The following is a 25360-nucleotide window of genomic DNA, read 5'->3' as shown; positions in this document are numbered from 1 at the left end:
GGGGTCACCTTGTCGTCGGGAGCATCAAGTTCGTGGAAGGGATGCGTGACGTGGTGATTGACAGCCTGATCAAGAAGATTGGTGAATCGCCAATCTGATCGCTACCACTTTTTCGTGAGGTTGCGGCCGGGCTGTCTGATCTCTTCTGGAGCCCCGTCCGCGATTGGCTGCATTCAGGGCCTTCGGGCGCCGGTGCACCACTGCCGCTATATATTCTTCCCGGATCGTCGCCGCTATGGGGCGATGCATGCTGTCGCTATGTTGTGGGACGCACCGGGTAGTTACCCGTCGATGCAATTTTGATGATGACCGAAATATAAAAATAGACTTATTCCCTACGTGGGTTCTCATGACCGGAAACTTACGGGCGTGGAGAGCACTCCTGGTCGTGCTGCTTCTGGCGGCAGCGGCTGTTGTGCTCCCCGCAGCGGCCCAGAGCACGGCAGCCACGGAACCCCTGACCTGGACACTCAGTCCGACACCCGGTGAGACCCCCGAAGAGACCCTGACGGAGGAAACCCCGGAAGAGACCGCCGATGATGAGGCTTCCGACGTTACGCCGGACGAGACGGAGAACGAGACTCCTGAGGAGACTCTGTCCGGGGCAATCGAGGATGAGACTCCAGAAGAAACCTTAGTTGGGGCGATGGAGAACGCGACTCCGGAAGAAACCCCGGTCGGGCCGGTGGAGAACGAGACACCTGAGGAGACTCCGGCCGGGACAGGTAACAACACGACCAACGAGACCGGTCCTCTCGTCGTAGTCGGGACGGACGAGGCGACGCCGGTAGATACCGCCACGGCCGAGCTGCCGACGTTCACGCCGATCCAGGCGGCACAGGTCAACGGGAGTGCGACACAGGCCGCCCCCCTCTCGATAGCCGGCGTCATCCTGGCCGCTCTCGTCGCCGCGCTCGTCGTCGTGTTCGGGCGGAACCGGAAGTGACGGCGGCATGCCGGGCGGTCGTCGCCCGGTGCCGTTTGGGACGCGGGGGGGCTATCGAAAGCGCCCCTCCCCCCTCCGGTTCCCGCGCTCGCGATGACCGTGCTACGCTCTCGGGGCTGCAGATGGTACTCCCTGCCCCCCGGATCGGCACGACGATGCTCAATAATATGCAACGATTAGTATATCTCTCGTGTTATTTTTCGGACACAAATGGGTAGATATAAATATTGATCTGGACAAAAAACACTTGCTCACGAGGGAATCAGTCGATGTCGACAAAAGACCGTATTAAAGAGAAATATAGCGACACCCAGCGAAAGATCCTGTATCACCTCAAGGCAGGGCTGCGAGCCGGCAAATCCTACTTTAAATCCAAGTATATCGCAACCGATCTTGGCCTTTCCGCAAAAGAGGTCGGTATCAACCTTGCTATCCTCTCTGAGATCTGCGACGAGCTGGATATCCGGCGCTGGAGTTATTCGAACAGTACGACGTGGCGCGTCACCTCCCGTGCATCATAATTTTATCCTGGTACGCTCTATTCTACGGCATGAAGATCATTGAGTTCGAAGCACCCGTCGAATTTGTGGCCAACATCAACGATCAGAAAGACTGCCTCATGTCCCAGGACAAGAACCACGAAAACCCGGAGGTGCTCTGGTTCAACATCGACGTTCCCAAGGGACACGGCGTGCGGGCCGGCGACCGCGTCAGGGTGACCGTCGAAAAGATCTAAAGTCCCCGCAACTACAACCGCATCGCCGGGATGCCCCCGATCTCATCCGAGAGGGGCAGAGAAATATTCGGGGAGCGTCTCCAGGGTGATGCGGTACGAATCCACTTCATCCACACTGACGATGAGGTAAAAGTCTTTCCCTCCTCTCTCGACGTTTTTGACGATATTGCCGGGGTAATGCAGGTCGGCTCCCTCTATGACGGTCCCGCTCTCGAACTCCACGAGTGCCATCCTGAAATGCGCCGCCTGGGGCCGTATCGTTGAGGAGACACTGCAGTTAAGCCTCCATACCGCGTACGGCACGTGAAACACCTCGGTGATGCCGCCTCGCCCCTCCTCGATGTAGGCGAACGGGATGATCTCCCGAGCTCCCTGCCATGGCGGGTCGGAACCACCGTAGAGCATGAGGTTGTCAGGGAGACGGCAGCAGGGGTAGTCCCAGACCCCGGTCGCGTAGGAGAGCCTGGTGGGTTCGAGCGGCGCGGCAGGCGTCGGGGCGGGGGTGACGGTGACGGGAGGCGCCGGGGCGGGGATCTCGGGGATCTCCGGCCCGGCCTCCGCTACGGGCGGCCGAAAGAGCAGTGCCAGCACGGAGACGATGATCAGGGCGGCAAGAATGCTGAAGACGTCGCCTTTATCCACAGATTTAAAAGGATGTACGGGGTAAAAAGTCCTTCGGGTTTGCCCTCGCCCGGAGATCGACGGGGAAGATCGTTTATGGGCCGGGTTGACCCGGTTTTTCAGACCCCTCCTTCATGATAGAATCCCTAAAACGGAATCGTTAATATGAAGCCACGACCACAATCCTGTGAGAGCATGGATATCACTGAGGTGCGCACGTGGGTGATATTTTACCTGATCTCCTTCGTGGTGCTCCTTGCGGCGACCTTCATCACAACCCAGAGCGGTAGCCAGCTCTGGATCAGCCTGATGCTCATCATCATCGTCGTCGGCGTAAACTTTTACCTGCTCTTCTCCGAGTTGAAGCGTTACCAGGCCAGGAAGGCCTTCATGCACCGGATGTCGCAGTTCGAGGAGACCGAGACGGACGTGGAATCCGGCTACCTCTGGTGACGCTCAGGCGGCCCTGCGCAGTATCTTCTGCATGGTGTTGTACGGCACAAAAAGGTGCTCCACCTCTCTTGCCAGGTACTCGGTCTTCCCTATGACGTAGTACCCGTCGGTGGCAAGCGCTGAATAGAAAAGATGCGTAAGGTCGTTCTTCTGCTTCTCGGTGAAGTAGATGGTGACGTTGCGGCAGGTGATGGCGTCGAGGTACCGGGCAATGGGAACGCCCGACATCAGGTCGTGCTCCCGGAATTTAACCAGGCTTTTGATATGGGAACAGACCTCGAACGTGCCGTCTTCGTGGCTGATGAAATGCTTGCGGAGCCTTTTGTCGTCGACGTTCTCGAGCGCCTTCCTGTCGTAGACCCCGGCCATGGCCTTCTGCAGCACCACGGTATCGATATCGGTCGCGTATATCGTTATTCTGACGTTTTTATGAAGGGCCATCAGTTCGTGGGCGAGGATGGCGATCGAATAGGGTTCTTCACCCGTGGAGCAGCCGGCGCACCAGATCCGGATAGAGTCTTTGCGGCGGGCGAGATCCGGCAGCATCTCCCGGCGTATCACTTCGAAGACCTCCGGGTCGCGGAAAAATTTGGTGACGTTGATGGTGAGTGCGTTCCTGAGTAGGTCGAGTTCCTGCGGGTTCGCGAGGAGGTACTTGTGATACGCCTCGAAATCCGTGGTGTTCGTCAGGCGCATCCGGGAGAGGATGCGCCGTTTGATATAATCTTCCTTGTAGTTCGAGCACTTGATCCGTATCAGTCTCTCGATGCTTCTCTGGAGTGATGCGAATTCATCCATGGGGTAACCTGCTTATGCCGGGTGTTGAATTACGGAGACGATCTAGCGATTTGCTTGATCGCCGCCGAGATCGCCGATTACTTTCTGGACATCGAGCCATATGATGAGGGTCTTGGCCTTCTCGTCCTCTTCGTCCCCTATCTTGATGATTGCTTTGACGTAACTGCTGATAGACGACGTAATGCCGTCGCTGATACGTTCGATCTGTTCGTTCCTGACCGATACGACGCTGTGCACGTCGTCGACGATGATCCCCACGTTCGATCCGTTCGTCACGTCCGGCATCAGCACGACGATCTTTCGGTTCTCGGTCTCCTCCGATCCAGGGAGACCGAGAAGGTCGCGGAGATCGATGATGTTCGTGATCTCGCCCCGCAGGTTAATGATGCCCGCGAGGTAGTCGGGAGCACGGGGAAGGGGAGTGATCGGCATCATCTCCACGATCTCTCGTGCAATCTGGATATCCAGTGCGTAGTGCTCCTCCCCGAGCTGGAACTCCACTACGTCTACGGATGCTGCCATCATCTCCTCCCTAGTTCAGCTTGAACTGCTTCATTATCTTCTCGAGTTGTCCGGCCATGCCTGCCAGTTCGTGGGAAGCGCTTCCGACTTCCTCGGTCGATGCGCTGACCTCTTCGGCGAGTGCCGCCATGTCCTCGGTGCGGTTCAGGCTCTCCTTGGTCATGTGGGTGGACTCGTCCATCTTCTGCATGACGTTGTTGGTGGAGTTCGCCTGGTCCTCGGTAGCCTTGGTGATCTCGGAGATGCCGGTGGTGACCACCGCCACGCTGTCGACGATCCGGTTCAGGCTCACGATGACCTTATTGACGCTCTCGATGCCTGCCTGGATCTCCTGGTGAGACGCCTGCATTGAGTCGGTGGTCTTCTCGGTACTTGCCTGGATTGTCCGGATCAGATCCTCGATGTCCTGGCTTGCACGCTTGGACTCTCCGGCGAGGTTCCTGATCTCGCCGGCGACCACAGCGAATCCGCGGCCGTGCTCCCCGGCACGGGCAGCCTCGATCGCGGCGTTCAGCGCGAGAAGGTTGGTCTGATTTGCGATGTCGGCGATCAACTTGACGATGTTGTTGATCTCCCGCATCTGGGTGTTGAGGGTGCTGATCTCCCCCACGGTCTGCGTGGAGATCTCCTCGACGAGCTGCATCTTCTTCGTCGCGACTTCACCAAGTGTTGCCGCGTCGTTTCCTTCCTTCGATGCCTTCGATGCCTGCTCCATGACCGACTGCGTCGTGCTTGCAATCTCCTCGATGGATGCCGAGAGATCGTTGATATCCATCCCGATCTCCTCGATCTTCTCAAGCTGGCGGCGTGCGTCTTCCGACGACTGCTGCGTCGAGACAGCGACCTGCTCTGTCGCCCGGATGATCTCATCGGTGCTCTTGCTGACCTCCCTCGTCGTCATGTCAACCTGGTGAGCGGCTTTCGCCACGTCGGCGAGGAGCGCCCGGATAGCGGTCAGGGAGGCGTTGTAGTCGCTCTTGACTGCGTGGAGAGGATCGTCGTTCTCTGCTTCCACGAACGCCGTCAGGTCGCCCTTTGCCATGGCGGCGAGTGCGTCCCCGAGTTCCCTGGCGCTCGCTCCAAGCCTCTCGCTCTCCTTCTTTGCGGTCTCCATCAGGTCGCGGATCTGGTCTTCTCTCTCCCGCTGCTCGGTCCAGTCGTTCCAGACGTAGAAGGCCATCTCGATCGCGCCGCTCTTATCGAGGATGGGGATGGCGTTCAGGGTGAGGTATTTCCTGGCGCCGTCGGGCCACTTGACCATGACGTCCGTCCGGGCGAGTTTCTTCGTCTCGTAGCAGGCGTAGAAGTCTTCACCGTTGAGGATGGTGATGTCGTAGTCGTAGAGTTTCTTTGCAAGCGTCTCTTCGCGGGTGCCGCGCCACATCCGGGCGTACTCGTCGTTGATGTCGATCCGGCTCTTGTCGGGACGAAGGGTCGCGATAGCGAGCGGGTTCTGCTTGATCATCGCATCCACCCGGTGCTCGGTATCCTTGACCTCCTCTTCCTTCTTCTTCAGGTCGGTCCAGTCGTTCCAGACGTAGAAGGCCATCTCGATCTCGCCTTTCTGATCGAGGATGGGGATGGCGTTTAAGGTGAGGTACTTCCTGACGCCGTCGGGCCATTTGACCATGACGTCCGTTCGCGCGGGTTTCTTCGTCTCGTAGCAGGCGTAGAAGTGGTCACCGCCGACGACGGTGATGTCATAGTCGTAGAGTTTCTTTGCGAGGGTCTCTTCCCGGGTCCCCCGCCACATCCGGGCGTACTCGTCGTTGATGTCGATCCGGCTCTTGTCCGCGCGGAGCGTCGCGATCGCAAGCGGGTTTAACTTGATCATCGTGTCGACGCTATGTTTGATCTTCTCGACCTCCTCCTTCTGCTCCTGCAGGTCGGTCCAGTCGTTCCAGACGTAGAAGGCCATCTCGATCTCGCCTTTCTGATCGAGGATGGGGATGGCGTTCAGGGTGAGGTATTTCCTGGCGCCGTCGGGCCACTTGACCATGACGTCCGTCCGGGCGAGTTTCTTCGTCTCGTAGCAGGCGTAGAAGTGGTCGCCGCTGAGAATGGTGATGTCGTAGTCGTAGAGTTTCTTTGCAAGCGTCTCTTCGCGGGTCCCCCGCCACATCCGGGCGTACTCGTCGTTGATGTCGATCCGGCTCTTGTCGGGGCGGAGGAGCGCGATCGCAAGCGGGTTTAACTTGATCATCGTGTCGATGCGATGCTGCATCCTCTGGATCTCCTCCTCCTCCTGCCGTTTTTCGGTGAGGTCGTTGTAGACGATGAGGATGCTCTCGACCGCATTCTCGTTGTCGAGCAGCGGGATAGCGTACTGCTCGAGCGTGCGGGTGCCCGAGGGCAGTTCGACGACGATCTCCCCATACACGCGCTTCTTCTCCTGGATTGCCTGCCGGAGGCCGGAACCCTTCTGCGACGTTATCTTGAAGTCCCTCAGGCTCCTGCCGAGCACCTGATCCATCGGGATCCCGCTCATCTCGGCGTAGGCCGCGTTTGCCATGGTCACCTTGAAGTCCTGATTGACGACCAGAATGGGCATCGGATTCTGCTGGATGATCGTATCAGATCCCTTCAGGAGCATCCTGGCCTCGTCCAGCCGGCGTTTGAAGCGCTGCTTCTCCTCCTGCTTCTTCTCGAGCAGCGCGTTGATCGAGGTGGCCAGCGGCCGGTAATTCTCCGGAACGCCTGCAAGGTCGATCTGAACGGAGTCGTCGCCTTCAAGCGCCGCATGGAGTGCGGCCTCGATCGCCTCGGGGAGCACCACCGCCCCCTGTTCCTGCGCCTGTCCTGTCATACCCGGCACAACCGGCCCGGTGAATAGTGCTTTCCTTCCAGGTTTATCGATCATGGTTTACACAACCTCCTCGTGATTTTTGTCCCGCTCCGCGAGCGCAGTTGCTATTGCCCGGTACTCCCTGCCGGCATCGCTCTCGGGTGCGTAATGGGATATGGGAAGCCCCTTTTGCTGTGTCTCGTAGATTGCAGGCGAGTATGGGACTGCAAAGACCTGCTTGAACGATTTTTTTACCTCGGACTCGAACGCCTTCAGCCGCTCCCTCTCCCGCTCCTCTTCTGCGGCGGAAGCGGGCGAGAAGATCCGCTTCAGGAAGAGCGCAAGCCCGCCTGTTCCGGCAGCCGGATCGCCCGATCCTTTCCAGCGGGTCAGAATGGCGAAATCCGCGGCGACGTCTTCCCCGAGCATCTGCTTGATGTCGCCAAAGATCGTGGACAGGGCCTCCATGCCTTTCAGAGCGAACGTGCCGGAATCGAGGGTGACGATGGTGTGGTCCGCGGCGACGAGGCCGTTGATGACGAACTGGCCCATGCTCGGGGGCGTGTCGATCAGTATGAAGTCGTAGGCGTCCCTTACCTGCGCGAGTGCTTCCCTGAGTATCCCCGTCCGGTCCTCGATACCGTAGAGGTAGGGCTCGACCCCCACAAGATCGAGGGTTGACGGAGCGAGATCGATCCCCGACGTCGTAGGGACGATCACGTCGGCGATAGCGACGTCGGGAAAGCCCTCAAAGATGCTCATGAAGACGTCATACATGCTCAGTTCGAGGGTTTCGGGGTTGATTCCGAGACCCGTGGTGGCATTGGCCTGTGGGTCGCAGTCTACAACCAGAACGCTCTTTCCATCTTTCTGGAGGTATCCTGCAACGTTGAGGCATGATGTCGTCTTTCCTGTGCCGCCTTTATGGTGGGCGAACGCTATAATCGTAATGTCCAGCACCCCTCAGTATCCTTATTTGAAATAGGTGTTATTAAACTTACTTTTCTGAAGCGATATATTCTGAGCGTCTTAAATTTTTTGAAATATTTTTTCGCGCGAAAGGGTGGATCGAAGGTATCTTCACCACTGTATATCGAGGGCTCCGGGGGTGCCGAAGAGAGCGGCGTATGTGCTGGTCGCTCCCGGGAAGTTCGGCGCGTACCGGCAGCAGATTTCACTGGGGAAATTCGCTGTCGGTAGAGCGTATACCGGGTCTTCTATCGCCGGGATCGTTTGCAGCCCGGAGCCTCTGTACGCGCTCGGAGATCGATGGTCGATAATCGGTCCCGGAACGAAGAACTCCGGATATCGTGCCTTTACGATTGACAGATGACTCTCTCGCCAGCAGACCAAAGAGAAGGTTCTGGAGGAGAGTTCCGGGATCCCTCGTCCGGTAGCAGCGCCTCATCGCATCGGCGGCGTAGCGGTCGGCGGTAAACTCCTCATCGTCCATGCCGCGGTAATAGGTCCGGTAGGCGAAGAAGACGGTCAGGAGGAGGAGGACGACGAAGACCGGTTTTGCAAGCGGGAGGCCTCCGGCCAGCAGCGACGGGTGCCCGAGGAAGGCGAGGCAGAGGAGAACCGGGAGGCCAGGGAGGGCAGAGAGGAGAGAGGAGCCTTTTCTTACGTGCCCCTCTTCGTGGAGCAGCACGAAGCGGAGCGCATCGTCGCTTGCCCCTGAGAGGTTTCTTTCGAAGAATGAATGACGGTAGCGGATGCAGTTGAGTGCCGGAGATCCCCGTATAGAGACGGTGAGAGGGCATCTCACCAGTCTCGTCCTGCGGTTTATCAATCCCTTCTCCTGAAGTTCCCGGAATATCCGGTACAAGCGGGGATCGCGATCGGCTCTATTCATTGACAATTGATTATATTAATTATCATATATTAGATATTGCTCCCGGTCAGATCGCTCCTTCTCCGTTAATTTCCTGATTTTACCATCAGTAATTCTACGATGCAGGTTTTCCCCGGCGAAGCAGCGTCCGGTCTGGTGCAGTCTCTCTCCCGGGCAACCTCAGAAGAGAAGGGGGATGCACCCTCACGGTCTCCATGAATCCGGGCGGATCTCGTACCGTGTCGTGTGGTTTCGGGCTCCTGGTTTGAAACCTCTACAATCTCCGTTTTTTTCACAATATTTTAATAATAGCAACCAAAATTCTGAATGAGTAGAGTGGAGGTGAATCTGGAGGGCTGGAGGGGGCCATACGGCCGTGCTTGCGCCGGCACGGTGTGCGGATCCCCGGTCCTCCGAGCAGATGTCCAGAAAATATACGATCTTGCTGATACTGGCCCTTGCCGCCCTCACCGGGGCTGCCGGATGCCTCTCCACGTCGTTTGGTGAGGTGACCTACAGCGGCGGTGCTCTGCAGGTCCAGGTAGAGAACGCCGGCGAGCCCGTCGAGAACGCTGTGCTCCAGATCATGATCATGGAGGTGAGCGCGCTCGAACAGCACGAGGCTTTCTCCGAAGCGCGGTATATCGACCTTGAACGGGGAGAGAACGAGTACACGATCCGGGCCGACCTGCAGCCCGGCTCATACAAGGTCTTTCTGACTGTATTCGTCGGCAACGAACGGAGAGCATCCGTCATCCGCGACATGGAGGTAACAGCCTGATCGCGGCGGGACTCGCGGCGGCGCGGGGGCTCGAACCCGCGGATGCCGTCTTCTCTGGAGCGGAGGTATTCAACCCGTTCGCGTGCTCCTGGGAGCGCACGGACTTCGCGGTGAAGGGCGGCCGCGTCGTCGGCTTCGGTGATTACCGGGGGACACGGGAGTATGACCTCTCCGGCACATACGTGGTGCCCGGGCTGATCGACGCTCACGTCCACATCGAGAGTTCGCTCCTCGCGCCGGCGGAGTATGCCCGGCTCGTCCTCGCGCACGGCACGACGACGGTGATCGCCGACCCCCACGAGATAGCAAACGTCTGCGGGGCGCCGGGGATCGACTACATGCTTGCCGAAGGTGCGCGAACGCCGCTCGATATCCTGGTCATGCTCCCCTCCTGTGTCCCGGCAACGCCGTTTGACGCGGGCGGCGCCGTGCTTACGGCCGCGGACCTCGCCCGGTTCCGGGGACGGGAGGGAGTCGTCGGGCTCGCCGAGGTGATGAACGTCCCCGGCGTCCTCTTCGGCGACGAGGATCTCCGGGCGAAGGTGGACCTCTTCGAGGTCATCGACGGCCACGCACCGTTCCTCTCGGGTAAAGACCTGAATGCCTACATCTATGCCGGTGTCCAGAGCGACCACGAGTGCACGACGCTTCCCGAAGCTCGGGAGAAACTCCTCCGGGGGATGTACGTCATGATCCGGGAGGGCTCGACGGAGCGAAATCTCCGCGACCTCCTCCCGCTCGTCGACGCCTGCACGGCGCCGCGGTGCTGCTTTGCCACCGACGACCGGCACGCCGACATGCTTGCCGGGGAGGGGCATATCGACGACTGCGTGAGGAAAGCGGTCGCAGGCGGCCTCGAAGTCGAGCAGGCGCTCCGTATGGCCACGCTCTCCGCCGCCGGAAGGTTCGGGCTCCACGACCGTGGCGCTCTTGCACCGGGAAGGCTTGCCGACTTCTGCGTCGTCGACGACCCCGATCGCTTCCGCGTCCTCAAAACGTTCAAGCGCGGCGCCGAGGTCATCGACGCCGGCTACCGGCGGCCTGCCTGCCCGGCGGCCCCCATGCACGCCCGCGTGCCGGAGCCCGGCGATATCCGGATAACCGGGCGGGGGGAGGCGCGGGTGATCGGGATCGTGCCCGGCCAGATCACGACCCGGGATATGCGCTGTTCGGTCGACGCCGCCGGGATCCCGGATCTCGGCCGCGACATCCTCAAAGCGGTGGTCACCGACCGCTACCGGGCGTCGGGCTCCGGCGTCGGGCTTGTGCACGGCTTTCACCTGCAGGAAGGGGCGATCGCCGGTTCGGTCTCCCACGACTCCCACAACATCGTCGCGGTCGGTGCCGGCGACGCCGATATCGTCCGCGCCGTCGCCGAGGTGGTCCGGCTCGGCGGGGGCCTTGCGGTGGTCTCGAACGGGGACGTAACCGCGCTTCCCCTCGAGTGCGCCGGGCTGATGTCGGCCCTTCCCTACGGCGAGGTCGTGCAGCGGCTTGCGGCTCTCGAGGAGCATGCCCGGCGGCTCGGCGCGATCGAAAATCCCTTTATGTACCTCTCGTTCCTCGCGCTGACGGTCATCCCTGAAGTCCGGGTCACGGAGCGCGGTGTCTTCGACGTCGGGGCGTTTACGGACGTTCCGCTGTTTGAGGAGTGATGGGGCGTGCAGGGGTAATCTCCCCTGAAGATACTCTCAACCCTTTTTGATCGTGATCCGAAATTTGAAATCTTCTCGAACGCCGTTCCTACGGTGCTTGGACTCAGTTTCTGTAAAGTGTTTTCCCTTCTGAATATTGTACAATCCCGTACACGGTTTTCCAGTGGATATCGCCACTGGGGAGGGGCTGACGGGGAGGGGGGCGCGCCCCCTCCCCTGTCCCCACCCCTCAAACGCGATGTCCCCACGGTCCAGTGTACCGGGCTTTTTCCTCGTCTTCAAGGTTAACACTTGCAACCGAAGCCCCTACTCATCTGAGTGCCGTTTCTCGTATCTTGGAGTATCTTGAGCACCCCTATCGATGTCCACGTAATAATAAAGTCTCGTCTGTTCCCCGGGTCTTTTCTCACCAAAACCCCGTCACCGCCCCCGGCGCCAGCACCGCGATCACGAAGAGGATGACCGGCTGATGCAGAAAGTAAATGAAGAGCGAGTGCCGGCCCAGGAACTCGAGCGGCCGGGCAAACGCCGGCTCCGTAACCGGGAGCGGAAAACCCCGTTTCCCGTCGGGGTAGAAGAGATGCCCGACTGCCATCCCGACCAGGACGAGGGCGAACCAGGGGAGGAGCGGGACGTAATCGAGGCTCGTGAAGGATTCCGGCCGGATGCCGAGCCAGAGGAGCGGCCACGGGCCGGAGACGAGGCTTGCCGCATAGCCCGCGATGAGGAAGGCGATACTCGTGATGATGAGTCTCTCTGAATCGAACCGGACGAAGAACGGCGCGAGGAGGATCGCGATCCCGATGAAGTGCAGGATGCCGAAGACGATGTAGACGTCAGGGAGAAATAGCCGGGTGACGACGGTGATGACGAGGCCGTAGCCGAAGATGGTGAGGCCGCGCCGGACGTACTTGAGCGTGAGGCCGCGCTTATCAAGCCTTCGTGCTGCCCGGGCGTAACTGATGGTGAAGGAGACCCCGACGAGGAAGATGAACGTCGATGCGGTCAGGTAGGCGAGCATCCGGAGAAACCCGCCGGAGACGTTGAGCGGCAGGACGCCGAAGAAGTTGAGGTCGAAGGCCGAGTGGAAGACGATCATCGTCACGACGGCGACGCCCCGGGCGAGGTCGATCTCCCAGTAACGCTCTCCCGGCATGCTCCGCACCGTTAAAAGAGCCTTCGCCGGACGGGAGCGCCGCAGGCAGGACAGGTCTTCGTATCGGATATCTCCCGGCTCTGCTCCTCGGTGGGCTCGTTGTAGAGCCGGGAGAAGCCGCACTGCCGGCTGCACTCGATCACGACGAACGGACTACAGATCCTGCCCATCTCCCCTCACCCCGCCTTGCTGCCGTAAGCGTATCATGGCTTGCCTACAATTTCATGGGATGGTTATCTGATAAGGGTTTACCCGTGGGCTGGGGGGAGGCACCATTATTCCCATGCCTGCCCTACTTTCTTCATGAGCGATCAGGATGAGCATATCGTAGAAGCCGCCGGCAGATGCCGGGTCGTGATCCGGGACGGCCGGGTGGTCGAGGTCGGGACGCCGCAGATAGAGGACTGCCCGCTTGCGCGGCGGTTTGCCTGCCCTGTTCCGGAGATGACGCCGGAGGCGATACGCGCGAACATCGAAGGGCGTATCAGGTCGTTCGGGATGTGCACGCCAAAGCGCGAGATTCTTGCCGGGCCGGACTTCGTCATCTTCGGGGCATCGGAACTCCTGAGCAGCGCCGTCCGCCGGGGAGACCTCGACGCCGCGGTGATCGCCTCCGACGGGGCGGGGACGCTCGTTGCGACGAACCCCGCTCTCATCCAGGGGATCGGCGGCCGGATGTCGGGGCTCGTGAAGACAAGCCCCATCCCGGAGGTGGTCGCGCGGATCGAAGAGAACGGGGGCGTCGTCCTCGATCCGGCAACCGCCGTGATCGACCAGGCCGCCGGCGTCGCCCTGGCGGCAGAACTCGGCCATCGCCGGATAGCCGTGACCACCGCCGTTGCCGCCGAGGCGGCGGCTATCCGGGAGCGGTTCCCCGGTGCCGTGATCGTCGCCGTTCACACGACCGGGATCTCGCGGGAGGACGCCGCCCTGATGGCCCGCTCGGCCGATCTCCTCACCGCCTGCGCCTCACGGCACGTCCGGGAAGAAGCGGCGAAGACCGCGCTCCTCCAGGCGGGGACGTCGATTCCGGTCTTTGCGATGACGGCCGCGGGGAAAGCAATCATCCTCGGGAAGGTCGCGGAGACCGACCAGCAGATCATCGTCCACGGAGCGCGCCTCCCGGTGCCGGGGTCGCAGTCGCCCTCCCCGCTCCGCTGATCCCAAATGATCTCTGTATCATTAACTCACGCGAAGGCACCCAAAGGTCTCCATCCAGACTTCGCGACCTTCGCGGCTCGCACCTACGGTGCTCAAGCTCGCTGCGCTCGCACTTCGCGTGAGTGGATTGTGGAGATAACGATACGGTCTCACGCGAAGCCGCGAAGGTCGCGAAGGGGAGTTGTATTGTTAGCAGCCCTCTTCACAAACTCGAAGGACCTTGATTTTTTATTTCGGACCTGCACCACGGACTATCCGGGATTGAACGAAGCACTTTGCGAGAGCCCAATAGTAATGGACTATCGGCCCGTAATGCCCACGTGGCCCGCGAGTTCGGCGAACTCGGTTAGAACGATATCGGCCTTTATCTCCGCCACGTTGCCGTCGCGCCAGTCGCCGTAGGCGGCGAACGCGGTCGTCATCCCGAGGTGCCTCCCGGGAGCGATGTCGCGGACCAGGCTGTCGCCCACCATCATCGCCCGCGCCGGAGCCGCATCGAGTCGCCGGAGAGCGTAGAGGAGGGAGTCGGGCTCCGGTTTCCGCCGGCCCGAGACCTCCGGGGTCACCACGGTCTCGAAGTAATCGATGAGCCCGGTCTTTGTGAGCCGCCGGTGTGCCTGGGACGACTCCGCGTCGGTCACGACCGCGAGAGCGATCCCGGCGTCCCGGAGGTACCGCAGCGTCTCCTCGACGCCCGGGTATGCCTCGACCAGGCTGAGTTTCACGTCTTCGTAGGTGCGGCAGCAGACCTCGAACGCCCGCTCCTCGTACACCCCGAGACTTTCGAGATAATCGCGTATGTTCTCGTGGCCCTCGAACCCGTGAATCCCCCGGAGAAACTGCCTGAAGAGCGATTCGGGGTCGCCGGTTCCGAGGTAGTCGACCACGCACCGGCACGCCTCCCGCTTCGCTCCGACGAAGTCGAAGAGGGTGTTGTCCATGTCGCAGAGGACCGCCTCTACCGCGGTATGCCGAGTGCTGTAAGGTGTCTGCATATCTTGAGTTCCCTCATGAATGCACGGTACGCCTCGTCGTCCCGGAACCGGACTTTGAGTTCGTCGAGATCGTTGCCCTTCCCGCCGTACTCGCCGAAGATCGTGGTGCCGTTGCAGTTCACGAACCCGAAGACTGCGGCGAGATTGAAGAGCAGCCGCCGGAACGCCGGTGCCGTGCAGGCTGTTGCCTCCAACCTATATGGGCGGTCGAAGTAGAAGTACTCGAGCCCCTCGGCCATGCAGAGGTCGGCCATGTAGATGTCGGCGGTCAGAAGAACCGGGAGGGCGTACCGCTCATCCTCGAACTTCCGGAGCGCCCGGACGATGTTATAGTCGTTCTCTTCGGAGAGGTGTGTGTGCTGGCCCGGCGCCGCAATCTCCGTTGCCCGGTCACGGATGGTGCGGTACTCCTTCAGCGCGAGATACGCCGCTTTGCGTGACCGCTTCATCCGTTTGTTCTCGAGTTGTGTGATATATTCCCGGCAGTCGGGCGCCAGTGCCGTCATCTCCCCGATCGTCTTTGCCGGGTACTTGCGGTTGATGGCATACGCGATCTCGTCCCGGACGGTATCGACGATCAGGTATGAGGCGTGCTCGATCCGGGGATTGTTCGATGCAAACCCGTGGTAGAAGAGGTTCGTATCCAGGCCGAAGAAGACGGCCTTCTTGAGCTGCCCATACGATGCGAGCATCGATTCAAAAGCGGCCTGGTTCACGTAGCGGGCGACCCCGCTTGCAAACATGCACTCCTGGAGATCGGCGTAGGAAGGAAGTTCCGCGGAGACAGGCTCGTATTCGGCGACCCATTCCTGGAAGGTCTCGCGTGACGCGGGCAGTTCGAGCGCAAACCCGGCTCCTTCTGGACGTGCGACCAGGATATCGCCCTCGTAGAGCGGGTACCTGACGCGGATCTCGTCGAGGCTGTTGATGAGAACCTGCAGTTCGTCTTCCCTGATGACCGCATCGTTCATCCTCTCGCCCCCGCGTCTTCCATGATATCCCGGATCTGCTGGATCTGGTGCGGGATCATCATGTAGGGCTTTGCAACATCGTCGGTGTTCTTCATGGCGAGATAATAGATGTGCCGGATATCCAGTCCCGCGACCGAGACTGCAATGAGCGCCCCGGCGACCGTGACCTTCCTGCCGGAGGTGATGTCGATCGCCACGTGGAGTCCCTGACGGATGAGATCGCCGGCAAGCGACCTGATCGTCTGTCCGGTCCTCACGAAGTCCGCTTCAGGCAGGATCTCCGTTTCGATAGCGGGGGAGAACCCGTATCCCTCCGAGACGACTCCGATTGCTTCGACCGCGACCGATGCTTCCTGCGCGTAGGGTTCTTCGGTGACGATAATGACCCGTTCGGGGCGCAGTCCCTTCTCACGCAGGACTGCGTGATAAGCGTTGACGAGCGCCCATGTTGAGCGGCCGAGAAGTGCTATGTAGGCGTCGCCGGAGGCGGGTGTCACGTGGGCAATCACTGCTTCAAGACTCACCCTGATGCTATATAGGCTTTGTCGGAGCAGCCCTCCCTGAATTGGGATTCATGGGAGTCATTCTGAACCTTTTGCTTCGTTATTTTTGCATTATTGGCTCTGTATCTGCGTTTCCTGGAGTTGGATGGCAGTTCTTGCCGGTTCATGGCGGCATTTCACTTGCGGCCCTTTCTAAATAAGCCTTTAACGCGGAATAAATCGGAAAATACCGCAAAATATTTGGTAAATATTTTATGATCGATGTCCCTATAGTGGTATAGTAGAGCGCGAAATTACCCCGGAGAGATAGACCCATGGAGATAAGAAGAGTACGATTGCGGACACCGGAAGACACCTGGGGGTTGGCCGACCCGGAACAGCAGAGGAAGACACGTCAGGACGCCATCGACGACGGCGATCTGATCGAGATCACCCGGATGGGAAGGGATCTGGGCATCACCTATCCGCTTGCCGTCTCGGCACGGGCCGCACAGAGTATGGTTCCGTTCCCGAACATCCCGCAGGAGACCGTTACGGAGAACCTCTGGGACACCCTTCACGCGTTCCGGGCCAAAGCCCACACGACGACCGAGGAGGAGTTCGAGTTTCGGGTCAGCCTCTACCAGAACGGCCTTGTTCCCACCCTGACCTTCAAGGCCGCGGTCTCCCCCGGGGATGACGGCGAACCGGTCATCACCATCATGCTGCCGGACGAGAACTGGGAGACGATCGGATGCGGCCACCACCATAACGCGGGCGACGCAATGCTCACCGTCGATGACGTTGCTTCGACCCTGAACTTCACCCCCGGCCGGATCCGGGAGTTCATCCGGGAGGAGCGGATTCCGGCGGTCAAGTGCGGGGGATCCTGGCGGATCAAACGCTCGGAACTCAACCGGATCATGAACGAAGGGTTCTGATCGGCCGTTGGTGGATGCCGTCGATGGGGTTAATTCAGCAGCAGGGCCGTAGTTCTCCGGGTGTGCCTGCCCATGCCGCAGATAGCGGTTGATCGGTCACGTCGCTGCAACGCTCCATGCGGCACCGTACCTGTGACCGCCACCTGGTACGCCTCATCAGTCCGATGCGGGCGCTGCCCGGTGACCTCGGAGCCCAGGGAGCTAATATTCTTTCCTGACACAGGTGATATATAAAACTTTTTTTTATTTCCGCGGCAAGAGAAACAAACATATTTAATTTTTAGACGTAGAGTTTTCATTATGTGCATCGAGGGGCGACGAGCATTCCCGGACAGCCAATCCGCCGATCCGGTAGCCGGTATCCGCGATGTAGTGATGGTGTTGCCGGTATCCGCGGACGAGTGCGTGTCCGATGACGGTCGTGCACCTTTTCCGGCGCTCCGTGCCCTGATCTGCGCGATCTTCGGGATCGTATCTCTTCTCCTTCTTTTGCCCGGTGCGGGAGTGCCGAGTATGCCGGCGATTGAATCCGTATTTCCCATCGTTTGCCTGCCCGGGCTCTTCGGGCCGAACGGCTCTTCGCTTATCAGGCACTGGATAAAGAAGGATACCGAAAAGAGCGATAATAAGGACGCCCCCAAACCCCCGGTTGCCGACGTCTCCATCGAGGCACCCCCGCGCAGGCATGCCCCGGCCGACGGTAGGACGAGCGTCCTCGAGAGGCTTGAGAACGTCCCCGATGCTCTTCGGCGGTTCGACGAACTCGTCTCGCCGGGCGAAACGGTTACCGTTTCTTCCCCGGAGGAGCCTCCTGCAGACGGCCCCGGGGGTCTTGCCTCCCCGGACGAAGTCGATGCTCTCTTCCCCACGGAGGATCCTGCGGCAGAAGACTTCCCGGACTTTTCTCTCCTGGATGACGGCATGCCCGGCGTTCCGGACGATCAGCCTGCGCCGCATCCCGACTCCCTCAGCGACGATGAACTCATGCAGATGCTGGGGTTCGAGGACGGAGATGTCGATCCCTCTCCCGGGCTTGCCGAACTCGATCTCTCAGAGGAAGGGCCGGCGACCGTGACCGCCCCTCTCCCTCCCATCTGTGAGGCTGCGGGGGGAGACGATGAGCGCCCGATAGAGTCGCTCATCGATGACCTCGGGAGTGACGATGCCGGGGTTCGCGGGCGTGCCGTCAGTGCCATCGCAGAGCGTGGAGCCGACGCCGTGGAACCACTGGTTCGGGCCCTTGCCCTTGCGGACGACGGGCGTCGGTGGTGCGTCGCCGAGGCCCTCGCTCTGATCGGGGAGGATTCAATCCCTGCGTTGATTGCTGCGCTCGGGGACGTTACTGCGCAGATCGGGGCGGCAGCCACGCTCGTGCGCATCGGGTCTCCCGCTGTGCCGCCGCTCATCGCAGCGCTTGCCAGCGATGACGGCGAGGTGCAGTTCGGTGCCCGCTACGCGCTCCGGGAGATCGGCGACGAAGCAATTCCCTTCCTCATCGAGGCCATCGGTGCGCCTGAGCGGAGCATCCGAAGGTCGGCGGCCTCCGTCCTCCGGGAACTCGGGTGGAAAGCCCCCGACGACGCCGGTGCGATACGCTACCTCGTCGCCGACGAAGCGTGGCTCGACGTTGCGGATTACGGTGAAACCGCGGTCGATCCCCTCATCCGCATCCTGAAGTCCCCCGACAGGGGGGTGTGGTGGAACGCCGCCCGGACTCTCGGGGAGATCGGCGCGGCCGCGGTCGATCCTCTGGTCGAACTTCTGCACGAAGCGAGCGACGAGATCCGGCCGCTGGCGGCCATGGCGCTCACGGAGATCGGTTCTCCTGCGGTCGAGCCGCTCATCGAGTTGCTCTCCGTCCCCTCCCTCCGCAGAACGGCGGCGGCGGCTCTGGCGAAGATCGGTGAACCGGCAGCGGAGGCGTGCATCCGCGCCCTGGACTCCACGGACGGGAAGGCGCAGGAGACGCTTCAGGAGGTTCTCGGTGCGCTCGGCGAGCCGGCGGTACCGGCCCTGATCCAGTCGTTGACGTCCGGGAAGTCCCGTATCCGGTCGCGTGTCGCCGAGATTCTCGGCAGGATGAACTGGGAGCCCTGGAGCGACTCTGAACGGGCCTGGTACCTGGTTGCCCGGGAGGAGTGGATGGAACTCGCCCTGATGGGCTCGCCGGCCGTTGAGCCGCTGATCCGGATGCTCAGCGGCGATGACGCCCGCATACGGTGCGAGGCTGCAGCGACGCTCGGCGAGATCGGCGATCCGGCGGCGGTAGGGGCGCTCGTGGATGCCCTCGCCGACGAGGCCGTCGCCCCGGTGGCGGCGGATGCGCTCGTTGCCATCGGGGAACCGGTCGTGGCGCCCGTCCTCGAACTGCTTGAAGGTGGGGCCGGGGGCGCCCGGGAGAGCGCCGTCGAGGTTCTGGGCCGACTCGGGACGCCGGAGGCGGTTCCGGCCATCGTCGAACTCGTCAGGACCGGCGAGGACCGCCTTCACCGGAAGGCCGTCGACGCCCTGATCGGGATCGGTGCGCCTGCGGTAGACGCCCTCATCCCTCTCCTCGGCGAGGAGGGCGACGGTCAGGCAGGAGCGGCGGCGGTGCTCACCGGAATCGGCGTTCCGGCGCTCGAACCGCTTGCCGGGGCACTCGGCGATGAGAACTCGTCGATCCGCATGGGAGCCGCAAGAGTCCTCGAAAAACTCGGGTGGGTCCCCGAAGCGGGGACGGCGGAGGAGACCGTCCACCTGATCGCGCTGCAGCGATGGCCGGAGATCGTGGATATCGGTGCTCCCGCCGTCGATCTCCTGATGCCGCGGCTCGGCGACCTTGATCCGGCAGTGCAGGCCGGAGCAATGGAGGCGCTGGTCGGCCTCGGGGCCCCTGCGGTCCCCTCCCTGATCCTCCTGCTCGGCAGGAAGGCGCTCCGCGATCCGGCGATAGAGACGCTTGTTGGGATCGGCGAACCCGCGGTGGAACCGCTGATCCAGGCCCTGGAGAAGACCCGGCTCCGCAAGACGGCCGCCGGAGTGCTTGTCCGGATCGGGAGACCCGCGGCCGGCGCGCTCGTCCCGGTTCTCGGGCACCCTGAGATCGGGCAGACCGCCGCCGGGATCCTCGAGGCGATGGGGGAGGAGGCCTTCGATCTCCTGGTCGAGGCGCTCGGGAACGACGACGCCCTGATCCGGCAGCGGGCGGGAGATCTGCTCGCGGGTCTCGGGGAAGCGGTTGCGGCCCCGCTTGTCGGGGCGCTGGGGCACCCCGACGATGCCGTCAGGCTCGGGGCAATCGACGTTCTCACCCGCCTCGGGAGCCCGGTCGTCGATCTGCTTATGCAGGCGCTCAACGATGAACGCTACCTGGTGCGGCTGGGCGCGGCGGAGGTTCTCGGCAGGGCCGGGTGGGAACCGCGGACGGAGAGCGAGACCGTCAGCTACCTGATCGCGAAGGAACAGTGGGCTTCCGTCGCCGGGATCGGGCCCGGTGCGGTCGGACCGCTGATCCGGACGCTCAACGACCCGGACAGCGCAATCCAGATGGGTGCGGCACGTGCGCTCGGGCTGATCGGAGCTCCCGCGGTGGTGAGGCTGATCTACGAACTCCGTATCGAACAGGACGGCACGCAGAGAAAGGCGGTCGAGGCCCTCAAGATGATCGGCGAACCAGCGGTCATTCCGCTCATCGAGGCTCTCCAGGATCGCGACTGGCAGATCCGCCTGGGTGCGGCTCGGGCGCTCGTCGGCATCGGAGATCCGGCCGTCGAACCGCTGGTCCGGGCTCTCCGCGCCGCCCCCCCGACAATCCGGATGGGAGCGGCCGCGACGCTCGGCAAGATCGGGAACCCGGCGGCCATCGAGCCACTGATCGACGCGCTCCTGCACGACGACCGCCGCCTGGGGCGCGTCGTGGTGCGTGCGCTCGGGATGATGGGCGAGCCGGCGGTCAGGCCGCTCCTGCGGGTTCTCAGGGACGGGAACGAGGCGGCCCGGAAGGGTGCGGTGGCGGCGCTTGTGCTGATCGGCGAGCCCGCGGCACGCCTGCTCCCCGGTGCGCTCACCGACGAGCATTTCCGTGTCCGTGCCGGGGTCGCGGACGCCCTCGACCACCTGGGCTGGTCGCCTGCGACGGGGGAGGAGACGGTCGTCTACCTGATCGCGAAGGAGCGATGGGGCGATCTCGCCCGGGTGGGAGCGGCCGCGGTCGAACCGCTGGTGCGTGTGCTCGGCGACCGCGACGACAGTATCCGGCGGCGGGCGGCGATGATTCTCGGCGAGATCGGCGACCCGCGCGCGATTCCGGGGCTCATGAACCTCCTCCACGACGACTACTACAGCGTCCGGCGAGAGGTTGCGGCGGCGCTCGTCGCCATTGGATCCCCGGCGGTGGATCCGGTCGTCTCCGCACTCTGCGACCCGGACGGCGATGTCCGGAAACGGGCGGCGGACGTGCTCGCCGAGATCGGGGATGCACGGGCGATTGCGCCCCTCGAGCGCACCTTTGACGACGAGGACTGGTACGCCCGGAAAGCCGCCGAGAATGCGGTGGAGCGGATCCGGGCTCGGGAGGAGCAGCGAGAGTAATTTCCGGGGGCTGCTTGCCGTACGACCCGACCATAGAGCATAAGTCTCTCTCGGGGCCGCGCTCGATTACCATCTTCTACCGGAAGCCTTTCCTCCTCTCGCAGGGGTTCCGGGAACGGGAGATCCCGCTCTTCGATTGTCGCCTCGACAAGATCCTGAAATTCCCCCTCAGTTGCCGTCACCTCCGGGATTGTGGGGATGTTCAGCGCCATCATGAGAGGCATGGTGATGGGGTGGAGTTTCCTCCCCCAAATGCCTCATTGCCCACCCGGAGTTCCCGACCATTTCACCGATAGGCCGGGTAACGTTCTCCGGCATACCGCGTTCCGGGTGCGTGGAGTTCCAGATGATGGGGAAGGTGACGTTCTCCGGCATACCGCTTCCGGGGTACCCGGTCTCAAGCGACTGCAGGATGTAGATCTCCCTCTGCATCTGGTTGTTTGCGCCCGTCAGCCCCGCGTTCTTGATCAGCACGAGGCCGCTCTCCTTATCGACGACGTAGCGTATGTCAAAACTCGTCCCGAGGTTTGCATAGTAATACACCTGCGCATTCCATTCCGTACCGGCGAGTTCCAGCGGCCCCTCAAGAACCATGAACTCGGGGCTGAAGGCAGAACTGTCGAGGTCGACCCAGAACGGTACGAGCCCCATCCCCGGGTCCCCCGGCAGATATGACCACGAACCCGTGTACAGGGTGCCCCCGTCGATGCCGCTCACCACGACCGAGTCGCCGGAATAGCCCCCCGCGGCGTCCCCGGCGGTGATCGTGTCGGTCAGATACCCGAATACCCCGGTCCCCTCGTGATGCACCCACCGGTCCATCGGGTCGTCGGGATCGATGGCGTAGTACGGGGTCAGCGCGGCCTGATACGTCACCTTCGTTCCGGGCTCTGCCCAGGTGGGCGGGGCCATGGCGGAGACCTGGCACACCATCAGCAACAGGCAACAGCCCGCCAGCAGTCTCATCGATGCTCTCATATGCTCGACCTCGGCCGGAATTGTTGTTATCCCGGTATATCAGGGTTGTGCAGATCCCCGGCAGGCGAAGGGAAGAGTTCCTATCTCCTTTCACCCGCAGGCGGCGGAAGCGCCCGTAATCCCGGCAGTCACCGGCGGACACGGTATCCGGCCGCCGTGAGAGTATCGATGACGGCATCGTCCCATTCGGTGCCGGAGAGCCCGTTCAGCGTCGGCTGCACCCGTTCCCAGAGCCGGCGGAGTTCGTCGGTGTCCGGGAGAAACGTTGTTTGGTACATCACGCGCCCGGCCCTTTTGCCCTCAGAATCGAGGATGAGGAGACGCCAGCAGCAGTAATCGCGGCAGATCTCGGGGCGCGTCAGGTGGACGGTGCACCATGCCTTTCCCTTCTTTCCGTCGAATGCGACGTTCCCATGGAACGGAGCAGGAGAATCCCGGGGGGTCTCGAACCTCAGAAAGGGGCATGCGTCCGGCAGTTCCGCGATGCTGCTCTCATCCTCGAAGAGCGCGATCTTGTCCGGGTCGACCCGCACCTCCTTCACGTCCCCGCTGTAGGCGTTGCGCACGACGAAGGTGTGGTTGCCGCGCTCTTCGATGATCGTGTGGACGTTTCTCATGCTGCTGCAGCAGCTGCCGCACTGGCAGCACCTACACGCCATGGCGGCCGTCTCCCCGGATGCCGGGCAGTTGATGTGCGAACATGCTCGTTATCCAATCGTAATCATCGCAGAGATAAAATACCCGCGGGAGGGTCGCCCGGATCAGATCAGCGTCATACACGGCCGGCCCGGGGTAAATAGGCTCCTGATTTACCGATGTCGTAGCCCTGCCCTCTCTTGCCGGGATTAGTCGCTCTTCTGTTCCTCAGGGCTGCGGAGTAATGGCAGAGTCCCGGGATAAATTACTGGGTCGTGCCACTTTAATTTGGAGATTCCGGTGCGTGAAATGCAACGCCCCTTCGCGGCTTCGCGCTCTTCGCGTGAGGAGTAATAGAGAGCATCAACGCCTCACGCAAAAGGGGCGAAGGATGTGAAAGGTGGCAGTGCGAGATTTATAGATTTAAGCGGCAACAAGCACTACCGACAGAATCGGAGGGATTCGGTGAAGACTGATTACTGACTGATCGGTGCCGGATCTGCCCGGGAAACATCTAAAACAAGAACCGAATGCGAGGGGTGAGATTCGAACTCACGAACTCCTACGAGACCAGGCCCTCAACCTGGCGCCTTTGACCTGGCTTGGCAACCCTCGCCCTGTGCTTCTCTATACAATGCGCTGCAACCAGAAATATCTTGCTCTGCCGGAACCCGGGCTCCCGCGGGCGCGGGGCAGGGAGCCGTTTCCCGGGCGGATCCCTCCTGCGACACCTGTACCCCAGCGCCCCGGAACCGCCTTCGATGTGTATTTATGCGCCCGGATCCAACGATCCCGCATGTGGGCTGACATCTCACGGGAGTTCGCCGATTCGCCGTCCCAGGGCAGGGTAGTCCGTTTTCTGCTGGAGAACGGGTTCGGCATCAACGAAGAGGGGCGCATCGTCTGCAACGGCATCGAGATCCCCGCGACGCACATCGGCAGGGCGATCGAGACCGACCGGAGAGTCGTCGACGCCACCGCCCGGCGCATCCTCGATAATCCCGAACTGCGCGAGATCTTCATCCGGATGCGCGCTGCGCCCGACCTCACCCGGGTCGCCGAGGCCCTCGGCCTCTCGGTCATCACCCTCTACCCGAAGGACGCGCAGCAGAAAGGGATCGTCGGCGCGGCGGTCGAAGTCCTCGTCGAGCACAACCTCTCCATCCGCCAGATCTTCGTCACCGACCCCTACCTTGCGGAGGAGCCCAGACTCGTGATGATCGTCGACGAACCGCGGATCCCGGCTTCGGTCTACGAAGAGATGCGGGCCCTTCCGCAGGTAAACCGGCTGGTTATCTGAAAAGTTCCATCTCCTGCGCGAGCCTGAAGATCCGCTTCCTCTGCCTTCGCGGGAGGGCGACTATATGCTGCAGCCGCTCTTCGAGTGTGATGGCGCGGGTTCCCTTCACCAGGTTATCCGCGTGGGCGACGATCTTCTCTTCGAGCGTGCGGGGCATGCAGTCGCGCGGGACGAGACCCAGCAGCGAAGACTCGTCGGCCGTCAGCCCGGCCCCGATGTGCCGCTCGACGATGGCGGCGACCGCCTCGTCGAGACCGAGCGACCGGCATATCTCGCCGCCCACCTCGGCGTGGCAGAGGTCGTGCGTCACTCCCCGGCCGATATCGTGGAGGAGGGCGCCGGTCTCGACCAGGTCGCGGTCGACCAGTGGGTCGGACGCGTAGGCGAGCGCAAGGTCGCGCACCGCCCGGCAGTGTGCGATGACCCCGTCGGAACAGCCCGCCCGCCTGAGGAGATCGATGCAGTCTTCTTCACGCACTCCCGAGGCTCTCCTTGATCCTGTCGATTCTCTTCCTGAGAGCGACGGCGATGAGTTCGTTGTCGAAGTGTTCGAGCATCTCCTCGCAGTTCGGACACTCGAAGTTCCAGTTCGCCGCGTCCGTGAAGGTGTAGATGACGCCGCAGTTCTTGCACATGTAAAAATCGTTCTTCTCCTCGTAGGCGAGCCGGGCGTCGAGATGTTCGAGCACGTCCCGGACCTGCTCCTCGAGCACATCGTGGAGACGGTCGAGGCGGAGGTGCCAGAGGTAGGTGAGCCAGCCGGTCTCGGAGTTCTTCAGCCGCCGGTATTCGGCGAGGCGCTGCTCGTAGAGCGTGTAAAGGGTATGGCGAACGGTGTTGAGGTTGACACCGGTCATTTCGGCAAGTTCCTCGTCACTGTGCTCTCCTTCTTCAGGGAACCGCCTGAGAAGTTCGATTCCCTCTTCCCCGATCATGCGCAGAATATAGGTGTTGATTGCCGGATCGTCCAACAGTTCAGTGACGGATACCATACTCAAATCTCTCCCGTAGTTGAATTATCATATAAGAGTTTATAT

25 protein-coding genes and 1 tRNA gene are annotated in these 25360 nt (G+C 61.7%); 10 read left to right on the top strand and 16 right to left on the bottom strand.

Translation table 11 applies throughout. The features are described 5' to 3' along the window. Positions 1-349 precede the first annotated feature (349 nt). From L21_RS07995 to L21_RS07985, 3 genes are all read left to right on the top strand, one after another. Positions 350-946: a hypothetical protein gene (locus L21_RS07995; RefSeq protein WP_074369945.1), complete on the top strand. Its 597-nt coding sequence runs from the start codon at positions 350-352 to the stop codon at positions 944-946. A gap of 269 nt (positions 947-1215) precedes the next feature. Beyond that, positions 1216-1467 carry a DUF7123 family protein gene (locus L21_RS07990; RefSeq protein ID WP_054847725.1) on the top strand — a complete coding sequence of 84 codons (252 nt, stop codon included), beginning with the start codon at positions 1216-1218 and terminating at the stop codon, positions 1465-1467. Between the two features lie 29 nt (positions 1468-1496). Further along, a complete protein-coding gene (locus L21_RS07985; RefSeq protein WP_054847726.1) occupies positions 1497-1682 on the top strand; it encodes a hypothetical protein in 186 nt (61 codons plus the stop codon). A gap of 42 nt (positions 1683-1724) precedes the next feature. On the opposite strand, the gene L21_RS07980 is transcribed toward L21_RS07985, so the two are convergent. Next, positions 1725-2324 (bottom strand): hypothetical protein, encoded by a 600-nt coding sequence (locus L21_RS07980; RefSeq protein WP_074369944.1) that lies wholly within the window; start codon positions 2322-2324, stop codon positions 1725-1727. Positions 2325-2498: 174 nt separating this feature from the next. On the opposite strand from L21_RS07980, the gene L21_RS07975 reads away from it, so the two are divergent. Next, a complete protein-coding gene (locus tag L21_RS07975) occupies positions 2499-2756 on the top strand; it encodes a hypothetical protein (RefSeq protein ID WP_054847729.1) in 258 nt (85 codons plus the stop codon). A 3-nt stretch (positions 2757-2759) separates the two neighbouring features. On the opposite strand, the gene L21_RS07970 is transcribed toward L21_RS07975, so the two are convergent. The 5 genes from L21_RS07970 to L21_RS07950 all read right to left on the bottom strand — a co-directional run bounded on the left by L21_RS07970 (position 2760) and on the right by L21_RS07950 (position 8716). Continuing rightward, positions 2760-3554, bottom strand: coding sequence for a CheR family methyltransferase (locus L21_RS07970; protein ID WP_074369943.1), 795 nt, complete (start codon positions 3552-3554; stop codon positions 2760-2762). A gap of 42 nt (positions 3555-3596) precedes the next feature. Beyond that, positions 3597-4076, bottom strand: coding sequence for a chemotaxis protein CheW (locus L21_RS07965; protein WP_074369955.1), 480 nt, complete (start codon positions 4074-4076; stop codon positions 3597-3599). A 10-nt stretch (positions 4077-4086) separates the two neighbouring features. After that, on the bottom strand, positions 4087-6936 hold the full coding sequence (locus tag L21_RS07960; RefSeq protein WP_074369942.1) for a methyl-accepting chemotaxis protein: 2850 nt from the start codon (positions 6934-6936) through the stop codon (positions 4087-4089). A 3-nt stretch (positions 6937-6939) separates the two neighbouring features. Next, positions 6940-7821 carry a ParA family protein gene (locus L21_RS07955; RefSeq protein ID WP_083608880.1) on the bottom strand — a complete coding sequence of 294 codons (882 nt, stop codon included), beginning with the start codon at positions 7819-7821 and terminating at the stop codon, positions 6940-6942. A gap of 214 nt (positions 7822-8035) precedes the next feature. Further along, complete coding sequence (locus L21_RS07950; RefSeq protein ID WP_256712739.1) at positions 8036-8716, bottom strand: M48 family metalloprotease; 681 nt, start codon at positions 8714-8716, stop codon at positions 8036-8038. Positions 8717-9116: 400 nt separating this feature from the next. On the opposite strand from L21_RS07950, the gene L21_RS07945 reads away from it, so the two are divergent. Both L21_RS07945 and ade read left to right on the top strand, forming a co-directional pair. After that, complete coding sequence (locus L21_RS07945) at positions 9117-9476, top strand: hypothetical protein (protein WP_074369941.1); 360 nt, start codon at positions 9117-9119, stop codon at positions 9474-9476. Next, positions 9476-11131 carry an adenine deaminase gene (gene ade / locus L21_RS07940; RefSeq protein ID WP_143727241.1) on the top strand — a complete coding sequence of 552 codons (1656 nt, stop codon included), beginning with the start codon at positions 9476-9478 and terminating at the stop codon, positions 11129-11131. The genes L21_RS07945 and ade overlap by 1 nt, the downstream gene beginning before the upstream one ends. 406 nt (positions 11132-11537) lie before the next feature. On the opposite strand, the gene L21_RS07935 is transcribed toward ade, so the two are convergent. Both L21_RS07935 and L21_RS14110 read right to left on the bottom strand, forming a co-directional pair. Continuing rightward, positions 11538-12287 carry a heparan-alpha-glucosaminide N-acetyltransferase gene (locus L21_RS07935; RefSeq protein ID WP_074369952.1) on the bottom strand — a complete coding sequence of 250 codons (750 nt, stop codon included), beginning with the start codon at positions 12285-12287 and terminating at the stop codon, positions 11538-11540. A gap of 11 nt (positions 12288-12298) precedes the next feature. Then, the gene (locus L21_RS14110; protein WP_178377700.1) at positions 12299-12457 is read right to left on the bottom strand and encodes a hypothetical protein; all 159 of its coding nucleotides are present in this window, start codon (positions 12455-12457) and stop codon (positions 12299-12301) included. A 133-nt stretch (positions 12458-12590) separates the two neighbouring features. Between L21_RS14110 and L21_RS07930 the strand changes: the two genes are divergently transcribed. After that, positions 12591-13448 carry a methanogenesis marker 8 protein gene (locus L21_RS07930; protein WP_074369939.1) on the top strand — a complete coding sequence of 286 codons (858 nt, stop codon included), beginning with the start codon at positions 12591-12593 and terminating at the stop codon, positions 13446-13448. 299 nt (positions 13449-13747) lie between these two features. Here L21_RS07930 and L21_RS07925 read toward each other — a convergent pair whose 3' ends face one another. Genes L21_RS07925 through L21_RS07915 form a run of 3 tightly spaced genes read right to left on the bottom strand, consistent with a single transcriptional unit; the run spans position 13748 to position 15923 of the window. Beyond that, positions 13748-14443, bottom strand: a complete 696-nt coding sequence (locus L21_RS07925) for an HAD family hydrolase (protein WP_074369938.1) — start codon at positions 14441-14443, stop codon at positions 13748-13750. Beyond that, positions 14407-15414, bottom strand: a complete 1008-nt coding sequence (locus L21_RS07920; protein ID WP_074369937.1) for a PIN domain-containing protein — start codon at positions 15412-15414, stop codon at positions 14407-14409. The genes L21_RS07925 and L21_RS07920 overlap by 37 nt, the downstream gene beginning before the upstream one ends. Then, on the bottom strand, positions 15411-15923 hold the full coding sequence (locus L21_RS07915) for a hypothetical protein (protein WP_083608876.1): 513 nt from the start codon (positions 15921-15923) through the stop codon (positions 15411-15413). The genes L21_RS07920 and L21_RS07915 overlap by 4 nt, the downstream gene beginning before the upstream one ends. A 308-nt stretch (positions 15924-16231) precedes the next feature. On the opposite strand from L21_RS07915, the gene L21_RS07910 reads away from it, so the two are divergent. Next, on the top strand, positions 16232-16837 hold the full coding sequence (locus L21_RS07910; RefSeq protein ID WP_074369936.1) for a helix-turn-helix domain-containing protein: 606 nt from the start codon (positions 16232-16234) through the stop codon (positions 16835-16837). Between the two features lie 513 nt (positions 16838-17350). Next, positions 17351-21409 carry a HEAT repeat domain-containing protein gene (locus tag L21_RS07905; protein ID WP_256712733.1) on the top strand — a complete coding sequence of 1353 codons (4059 nt, stop codon included), beginning with the start codon at positions 17351-17353 and terminating at the stop codon, positions 21407-21409. Between the two features lie 168 nt (positions 21410-21577). On the opposite strand, the gene L21_RS07900 is transcribed toward L21_RS07905, so the two are convergent. From L21_RS07900 to L21_RS07890, 3 genes are all read right to left on the bottom strand, one after another. Beyond that, entirely contained in the window at positions 21578-22375 is a 798-nt protein-coding gene (locus L21_RS07900; RefSeq protein WP_143727240.1) for a hypothetical protein, read from the bottom strand. 140 nt (positions 22376-22515) lie between these two features. Further along, positions 22516-23046: a hypothetical protein gene (locus L21_RS07895; protein WP_074369933.1), complete on the bottom strand. Its 531-nt coding sequence runs from the start codon at positions 23044-23046 to the stop codon at positions 22516-22518. A gap of 508 nt (positions 23047-23554) precedes the next feature. Next, positions 23555-23639: transfer RNA gene (locus L21_RS07890), tRNA-Leu, on the bottom strand. Positions 23640-23819: 180 nt separating this feature from the next. On the opposite strand from L21_RS07890, the gene L21_RS07885 reads away from it, so the two are divergent. Continuing rightward, on the top strand, positions 23820-24323 hold the full coding sequence (locus tag L21_RS07885; protein WP_074369932.1) for a TrpY family transcription regulator: 504 nt from the start codon (positions 23820-23822) through the stop codon (positions 24321-24323). Here the strand turns inward: L21_RS07885 and L21_RS07880 are convergent. Together L21_RS07880 and L21_RS07875 are read right to left on the bottom strand one after the other, a co-directional pair. Then, positions 24316-24801: an HDIG domain-containing metalloprotein gene (locus L21_RS07880; RefSeq protein ID WP_074369931.1), complete on the bottom strand. Its 486-nt coding sequence runs from the start codon at positions 24799-24801 to the stop codon at positions 24316-24318. The genes L21_RS07885 and L21_RS07880 overlap by 8 nt on opposite strands. Then, a complete protein-coding gene (locus L21_RS07875; protein ID WP_074369930.1) occupies positions 24794-25315 on the bottom strand; it encodes a transcription factor in 522 nt (173 codons plus the stop codon). The genes L21_RS07880 and L21_RS07875 overlap by 8 nt, the downstream gene beginning before the upstream one ends. Positions 25316-25360 lie beyond the last annotated feature (45 nt).

Origin of the sequence: Methanoculleus chikugoensis, assembly GCF_900095385.1 — an archaeon.
Taxonomy (GTDB): Archaea; Halobacteriota; Methanomicrobia; order Methanomicrobiales; family Methanoculleaceae; genus Methanoculleus; species Methanoculleus chikugoensis_A.
This window is presented reverse-complemented; position numbering and strand designations above follow the sequence as displayed.